Annotated in this window: 1 protein-coding gene; it reads right to left on the bottom strand. The window is 60.9% G+C overall.

Features of this window, described 5'->3' with window-relative positions:
• Positions 1 to 17: 17 nt before the first annotated feature.
• A protein-coding gene (locus NKI39_RS34210) for an IS5 family transposase (protein ID WP_352837570.1) occupies positions 18 to 781 on the bottom strand; the annotation gives its coding sequence in 2 pieces (ribosomal slippage) (positions 18 to 443 and positions 446 to 781; 762 coding nt in all).
• Between the last annotated feature and the right edge of the window lie 71 nt (positions 782 to 852).

Raw genomic sequence — 852 nt, 5'->3', positions numbered from 1 at the left:
CTAGGTCGTGTGGACACTTATCTGATCCAGAGGACGGTTGCGGCGATGGTGACGATGGCGAGGTAGTTTCGGGCTGTCTTCTCGAATCGTGTGGCGACGCGTCGGAACTGCTTGAGCCTTGAGAAGCAACATTCGATCAAGTGACGCTGGGCATAGAGGTGCTTGTCGATCGGGTATTTGCGCGCCCGTGACGGGTTGTTGGGAATGACGGCGATGGCGCCCTTGTCTGCGATTTCCCGGCGCAATGGATCGGCATCGTAGGCCGTGTCGGCCATGACGACCTTTGCGGGCAACCCCTCGATCAAGGTGTAGGCTTGCGGGCAGTCGCCGCGTTGGCCAGCCGTCAGAATGAAGCGCACCGGGCATCCAAGGCCCCGGACGGCCATGTGGATCTTGGTGCTCAGGCCACCGCGCGAACGACCAAGGGCCTGATCTTCAGACCCCCCTTTTTGGCCCCCGAAGCGTGCTGGTGGGCGCGGATGATGGTGGAATCGACGATCAGATACTCAAAGTCGGGATCGTCCGACATCGCCGCGAAGATGCGCCACCAGACACCCTTGTGGCTCCACCGGCTGAAACGGCGGAACACGCTGTTCCAATCCCCGAAAGCCTCGGGTAGATCACGCCAGGGTGACCCGGTGCGCACGATCCAAAGCACCGCTTCCACGAACATCCGGTTGTCGCGGCCCGACGATCCCCGCGTCCGCTGGTCGCCGATGATGTGCGCCGACATGCGCTCCCACTGATCGTCACGAAGAATCAGACGGTCGAGAACACCCATGGCTGCCTCCAAAAGACAGCCTTGAATCTGATTTGCTCAGCCTTGGGAATCCCAAGAGTCCACACGACCTA

It is taken from the genome of Mesorhizobium sp. M0664, from assembly GCF_040320565.1.
In the GTDB taxonomy this organism is placed as follows: Bacteria; Pseudomonadota; Alphaproteobacteria; order Rhizobiales; family Rhizobiaceae; genus Mesorhizobium.
This window is presented reverse-complemented; position numbering and strand designations above follow the sequence as displayed.